Annotated in this window: 7 protein-coding genes; 4 read left to right on the top strand and 3 right to left on the bottom strand. The window is 63.1% G+C overall.

All coding sequences use genetic code 11. From position 1 onward, the window contains the following. The coding region (gene frc / locus BN2476_RS41310; protein WP_087739912.1) for a formyl-CoA transferase at positions 1 to 1,020 on the bottom strand (1,020 nt) is incomplete at its 3' end. Between the two features lie 318 nt (positions 1,021 to 1,338). Here frc and sucC point away from each other — a divergent pair. Both sucC and sucD read left to right on the top strand, forming a co-directional pair. After that, positions 1,339 to 2,562, top strand: a complete 1,224-nt coding sequence (gene sucC, locus BN2476_RS41305; protein ID WP_087739911.1) for an ADP-forming succinate--CoA ligase subunit beta — start codon at positions 1,339 to 1,341, stop codon at positions 2,560 to 2,562. 1 nt (position 2,563) lies between these two features. Then, positions 2,564 to 3,436: a succinate--CoA ligase subunit alpha gene (sucD, locus tag BN2476_RS41300; RefSeq protein ID WP_087739910.1), complete on the top strand. Its 873-nt coding sequence runs from the start codon at positions 2,564 to 2,566 to the stop codon at positions 3,434 to 3,436. Between the two features lie 87 nt (positions 3,437 to 3,523). Here sucD and BN2476_RS41295 read toward each other — a convergent pair whose 3' ends face one another. Beyond that, positions 3,524 to 4,204 (bottom strand): GntR family transcriptional regulator, encoded by a 681-nt coding sequence (locus tag BN2476_RS41295; protein WP_087739917.1) that lies wholly within the window; start codon positions 4,202 to 4,204, stop codon positions 3,524 to 3,526. Between the two features lie 24 nt (positions 4,205 to 4,228). Beyond that, complete coding sequence (locus BN2476_RS41290) at positions 4,229 to 4,444, bottom strand: hypothetical protein (protein ID WP_087739909.1); 216 nt, start codon at positions 4,442 to 4,444, stop codon at positions 4,229 to 4,231. A 145-nt stretch (positions 4,445 to 4,589) separates the two neighbouring features. Between BN2476_RS41290 and BN2476_RS46870 the strand changes: the two genes are divergently transcribed. Next, a complete protein-coding gene (locus BN2476_RS46870; RefSeq protein ID WP_160111857.1) occupies positions 4,590 to 4,922 on the top strand; it encodes a hypothetical protein in 333 nt (110 codons plus the stop codon). 117 nt (positions 4,923 to 5,039) lie between these two features. Continuing rightward, positions 5,040 to 6,443: an L-lactate MFS transporter gene (locus BN2476_RS41280; RefSeq protein ID WP_087739907.1), complete on the top strand. Its 1,404-nt coding sequence runs from the start codon at positions 5,040 to 5,042 to the stop codon at positions 6,441 to 6,443. Positions 6,444 to 6,461: the final 18 nt, after the last annotated feature.

Raw genomic sequence — 6,461 nt, 5'->3', positions numbered from 1 at the left:
CGTCGACAGGATCGGCCCACACGGAATGTCGTGTTCGTTCAGGATTTCCATCGCCTCGAACTTGGTCTTGGTCATCGTCCAGCGTTCGACTTCCGCGAAGATTTCCTTCAGGCGCGGCAGGCGCGCGTCCGGCGTCGCGTAGTCCGGATGCGTCGCCCACTCTTCCCTGCCGATCACGTTGCAGATCTTCACCCACACCGGCGCCTGCGTGATGAAGTAGATGTACGCGTTCGGGTCGTGCTCCCAGCCCTTGCACTTGAGAATCCAGCCCGGCTGGCCGCCGCCCGATGCATTGCCCGCGCGCGGCACCGCCTCGCCGAACGTGCCGTTCGGATACTGCGGATATTCCTTCATCACGCCCGTGCGCTCCAGGCGCTGCTGGTCGCGCAGCTTCACGCGGCACAGGTTCAGCACGCCGTCCTGCATTGCCGCGAGCACCTTCTGGCCACGGCCCGTCATCGTGCGCTGATAGAGCGCCGTGACGATGCCCAGCGCCAGATGCAGGCCCGTGCCGCTGTCGCCGATCTGCGCGCCCGTCACCACGGGCGGACCATCGTCGAAGCCCGTCGTCGACGCCGCGCCGCCCACGCACTGCGCGACGTTCTCGTACACCTTGCAGTCTTCGTACGGCCCCGGGCCGAAGCCCTTCACCGACGCGACGATCATCCGCGGATTGAGCTCCTGGATGCGCTCCCACGTGAAGCCCATGCGGTCCAGCGCGCCCGGCGCGAAGTTCTCCACCAGCACGTCGCACTTCTGGATCAGCGCCTCGAGCACGAGCTTGCCCTCGGGGTTCTTCGTGTCGATCGTCACCGAGCGCTTGTTGTGGTTGAGCATCGTGAAGTACAGGCTGTCGGCGCCGGGCACATCGCGCAGCTGCTCGCGCGTGATGTCGCCCGCGCCGGCGCGCTCCACCTTGATCACGTCCGCGCCGAACCACGCCAGCAGCTGCGTGCACGTCGGCCCCGACTGCACATGCGTGAAATCGAGAATGCGCACACCGTCGAGTGCTTTGCCCATGTTGTCCCCTCCGAGCAATTCGCCTGACTATCTTTGTTCGTCCGGTTTTGTTCGTCCGTGCTCAATACGGTATGTGATATATCAAAACGCCGCAAGCGCTTTCAGCCGCGTAAGGACAATCCCCGAGAAACGCCGTAAGCCTTTAAAAACAAGGCCTTCTGAGCGAACGACGAAACCGGCCCGCGCTTCATAAAGGGAAAACCCCGATCAATTTGACCGCTTGAGAATCTATGATATATCACATACCATATTTCAACTCTGAGCCGACCGCCCACTTTTTGCGCCGTCAGGCGTCGAATTCAACCAGCGAGGAGACAGGTGAACATTCACGAATATCAGGCGAAAGAGCTGCTGAAGGGCTACGGCGTCGCCGTGCCGAACGGGCGCGTCGCGTTCACGCCGCAGGAGGCGGAAGACGCGGCGCTCGCGCTCGGCGGCGCGGTTTGGGTCGTCAAGTCGCAGATTCACGCGGGCGGGCGCGGCGCGGGCCGCTTCGCGGACGATCCGGGCGGCAAGGGCGGCGTGCGCGTCGTCAAGACGGTCAGCGATGTCGGCCTGCACGCTTCGCAGATGCTGTCGCATGTGCTCGTCACGAAGCAGACGGGGCCCGCGGGCCGCGAAGTGAAGCGGGTTTATGTCGAAGAAGGCTGCGCGATCGAACGCGAGCTGTATCTGGGCATGCTGATCGATCGCAGCACGTCACGCATCACGGTGATGGCGTCGACGGAAGGCGGCATGGAGATCGAAGAAGTGGCCGCGCGCACACCGGAGAAAATCCTCAAGGTCGCGATCGATCCCGCGACGGGCCTGCAACCCTTTCACGCGCGCCAGATCGCGTTCGGCCTCGGGCTGACCGGCAAGCAGATCAAGTCCGCGACGCAGTTCATCGCCAACGCGTATCGCGCGTTCGTCGAGCTGGACGCGTCGATCGTCGAGATCAATCCGCTCGTCGTCACGCAGCAAGCGGACGTGATCGCCCTCGACGCGAAGATCAATTTCGACGACAACGCCCTCTTCCGGCACCCTGCCATCGAGGCGCTGCGCGACGAAGCCGAAGAAGACGCAGCCGAACTCGAAGCGGCGAAGCACGGCCTGAACTACGTGACGCTCGACGGCAACATCGGCTGCATGGTGAACGGCGCCGGTCTCGCGATGGCGACGATGGACATCATCAAGCTCTATGGCGGCGAGCCCGCGAACTTTCTGGACGTGGGCGGCGGCGCGACGAAGGAGCGCGTCGCAACCGCATTCCGGCTGATTCTGCGCGATCCGAAAGTCGAAGGGATTCTGGTCAACATCTTCGGCGGCATCATGCGCTGCGACGTGATCGCGGAAGGTGTCGTGAGCGCCGCGCGCGAAGTGGATCTGCGCGTGCCGCTCGTCGTGCGGCTCGAAGGCACGAACGTCGCGCTCGGCAAGCAGATTCTGCGCGATTCGGGACTGCCCATCGTCTCCGCCGATCATCTCGCCGATGCGGCCAGCAAGGTCGTCGCGGCAGTCAACAACAAGGCCAAAGTGGCTGCAACGTCGGAGGCGAACTGAGATGGCCGTTCTGATCGATCGCAATACCAAAGTGATCTGCCAGGGCTTCACGGGATCGCAAGGCACGTTTCACTCCGAGCAGGCGCTCGCCTACGGCACGCGGATGGTGGGCGGCGTGACGCCCGGCAAGGGCGGCTCGACGCATCTGGGACTGCCCGTCTTCGATACCGTCACCGATGCCGTCGTTGCGACGGGCGCGAACGCCTCGGTGATCTACGTGCCGCCGCCGATGGCCGCCGACGCGATTCTCGAAGCCGTCGATGCGGAAGTTCCGCTTGTTGTCTGCATCACCGAGGGCATTCCCGTCGTCGACATGGTGCGCGTCAAGCGCGCGCTGGCCGGCTCGGCGACGCGCCTGATCGGGCCGAACTGCCCGGGCGTCATCACGCCTGGGCAATGCAAGATCGGCATCATGCCAGGGCATATTCACCGACCGGGCAAGATCGGCGTCGTGTCGCGCTCCGGCACGTTGACGTATGAAGCCGTCGCGCAGACCACGGCTGCGGGCCTCGGCCAGACGACGTGCATCGGCATCGGCGGCGACCCCGTCAACGGGACGAACTTCATCGATTGCCTGGAAATGTTCCTAGCCGACGACGACACGGAAGGCATCATCATGATCGGCGAAATCGGCGGCTCGGCCGAAGAGGACGCGGCGCAGTTCCTCAAGGATTCGCGCACGAACAAGCCGGTGGTGGGATTCATCGCCGGAACGAGCGCGCCGCCCGGACGGCGGATGGGTCACGCGGGCGCGATCATTTCGGGCGGCAAGGGGACGGCGGGCGCGAAGATCGACGCGATGCGCTCGGCGGGGATTCATGTCGCGCAATCGCCGGCGGCGCTCGGCGAGACGATGCTGCACGCGATGCGCTAACGGTACGCGCCAAGCCATGAAAAAGGCCAGCGGACATTTCAGGTCCGCTGGCCTTCCGGCTCAATACATCAAAGCACCAAGCTCGGCTCAGTCGAGAAAATCGCAGTTCGCTTCGACAAACGCCGCAAGCCCCAGCGAGTGATCGCGCACCAGACGCTCGGCGAGTTCGGTGTCGCGCTTTTCGAGCGCTTCGATGATCCGCAGATGATCGACGATCGACCGCGACGCGCGGTCGCTCTGTGAAATCGTCAGCCGGCGGATCGCGCGCACGTGAATGAAGATGTTCTTGATCGTGTCCAGAATGATGTGCGACTTCGACAGTTCGACGATCGCCTGGTGGAACGCGATGTTCGCGTCCGAGTACTCGGCGATATGCTCGGCGGGCGTCGAATCGCGGAACTGGTCGAACATGTGACGAAGCCGCGCGATCTCTTCATCCGTCGCGTGCAGCGTCGCAAGACGCGCGGCCATGCTTTCGAGCGCGGCCCACATCTGGATCATCTCGACGATCTCGCGCTTGCTTTTGCGCACGATATAGATGCCGCGGCGCGGCACCATGCGCAAAAAACCTTCCTGCTCCAGCAGCGTCATCGCCTCGCGCACGGGCGTGCGGCTCACGCCGAGCGTCTCGCTCAGCACGCGCTCGTCGAGACGAATCTCTTCGCGTGACGCGTAAATATCCGCGTCCGCGATGGCCTGACGCAGCATCGCGTAGGCCTGATCGCGGAGGCTGGCGCTATTGCCGATGGGCTGCAACGCCAGGGGCAGGTTCAATGCAGGTGTGACCACAGCTTAGTTCGACGAGCCGACCGCGTTCATCGCCGCTTCGACACGCGCACGGTACGGCGTGGCTTCACGAACGGTAGCGGCCGCGAGACCGACATAACGGCCGTGCTTCGATGCAAGCTCGGCAACGTGCTGCGGCACCCAGCGCGTCATCAGGACGGTTGCGGCCGAACCCAGGCCCACGACAGCGACGGCAAAGAAAGCAAGCGAGACGAAATCCATGTGTTGCTCCGGTCATTGAGTGATTTGATGACTCAATCATATGCTGCATCGCGCCAAAAATCAAGTATCTTGTATGTGATATATCAAATGCTGTTGTTCAGAAGCTGCAGCAGTCCAAACGTAGCACGGCGATCGCAAACCCATAGTGGATAAAGCTACTGTGCTTCCCGCGGCATCGACAAACTGTACATGTCGAAGGGTTCGTCAAAAGAAAACGGTGTCGTGGCGGCGCTTTGAAAAAACCGCGCGATCCACCTTTCATGTGCAAATGCAGCAAGAATCATGTCGCCGCCTCATCTTCTTCGTGGCCGGTGCGCGCGACTGGTACGTCACGTCGTCGCTTGCGGCCTCATGTCGCCTGGCATCGCTGCATCCCGCTTCGCACAACGCTGCCGGCGATTCTCATATGCATTCAATTCTCATATTGCCAAGCCGCATCGGGCCGCCTATCGTCTCGCGAATTGCCGAACTCGCCTGACAAGCGGCACATTGTCAAATATGTTGCAGACCAGCATATCCGTTTGAACAGGCACCGCTCCAGTTTCGGCAATTGCAACCGATAACTACGTACGTTCAGCCTGATCGGAGACCGACCATGAGCAGCATTACTGAGCCGGGCGGCAACGCCCGCTCGCCGTCCTTCTTTTCAAAGCAGGCAACGATCGCCCAACCCGGCTTTTCCCGCTGGATGGTGCCGCCTGCCGCCCTCGCCGTGCACCTGTGTATCGGCCAGGCCTATGCGTTTTCCGTGTTCAACGGACCGCTGACCAAGGTGATCGGCATCAGCCAGTCCGCGCCCGACGACTGGTCGCTGACCACGCTTGGCTGGATCTTCTCGCTCGCCATCGTGTTTCTCGGCCTGTCGGCGGCGTTCGCCGGCAAGTGGCTCGAAAAAGTCGGCCCGCGCCGCACGATGTTCACGGCCGCGTGCTGCTTCGGCGGCGGCTTCATCGTGTCGGCCATCGGCGTGTGGGCGCACCAGATCGTGCTGCTCTATCTCGGCTATGGCGTGATCGGCGGGATCGGCCTGGGGCTCGGCTACGTGTCCCCCGTCTCGACGCTGATCCGCTGGTTCCCCGACCGCCGCGGCATGGCGACGGGCATGGCGATCATGGGCTTCGGCGGCGGCGCGATGATCGCCGCGCCGCTGTCCGTCGCACTGATGAACCACTTCAAGAGCGCAACGAGCATCGGCGTGGCCGAGACGTTCGTCGTGCTCGGCATCGCCTACTTCATCTCGATGTCGATCGGCGCGCTCGCGATCCGCATTCCGCCCGCCGACTGGAAGCCGGCCGGCTGGACCCCGCCCGTCGAAACGAAGCAGAAGATGATCACGCAAAGCCACGTGCACATCGATCAGGCGCTGAAGACGCCCCAGTTCTATCTGATCTGGCTGGTGCTGTTCCTGAACGTGACGGCGGGCATCGGCATTCTGGGCCAGGCGTCGGTGATGATCCAGGAGAGCTTCAAGAACACGGTGAGCGCCGCTGCCGCCGCGGGCTTCGTCGGCCTGCTGTCGCTCTTCAACATGGGCGGCCGCTTCGTGTGGGCATCGGCATCGGATTACGTCGGCCGCAAGAACACGTATTACATCTTCTTCGCGCTGGGCGCCGTGCTGTACTGGCTCGTGCCGACGTTCGCATCGACGGGGAACATCGCCCTCTTCGTGCTGTGCTACTGCGTGATCCTGTCGATGTACGGCGGCGGCTTCTCGACCGTGCCCGCGTATCTCGCGGACATGTTCGGCACGGCGTTCGTCGGCGGCATTCATGGACGTCTGCTGACGGCATGGGCGGCGGCGGGCGTCGCGGGTCCCGTGCTCGTCAACTACATCCGCGCGTATCAGGTGGCGAACGGCGTCGCGAAAGCGGACGCGTACACGATGACGGTCCACATCATGACCGTGCTGCTCGTGATCGGCTTCATCTGCAATCTGCTCGTCAAGCACGTGCACGATAAGCATCACATGACGGAAGCGCAACTCGCGGCCGGCAACTGAACCAGACAACGGAGAAAC

The organism is Paraburkholderia piptadeniae (assembly GCF_900007165.1).
GTDB lineage: Bacteria > Pseudomonadota > Gammaproteobacteria > Burkholderiales > Burkholderiaceae > Paraburkholderia > Paraburkholderia piptadeniae.
This window is presented reverse-complemented; position numbering and strand designations above follow the sequence as displayed.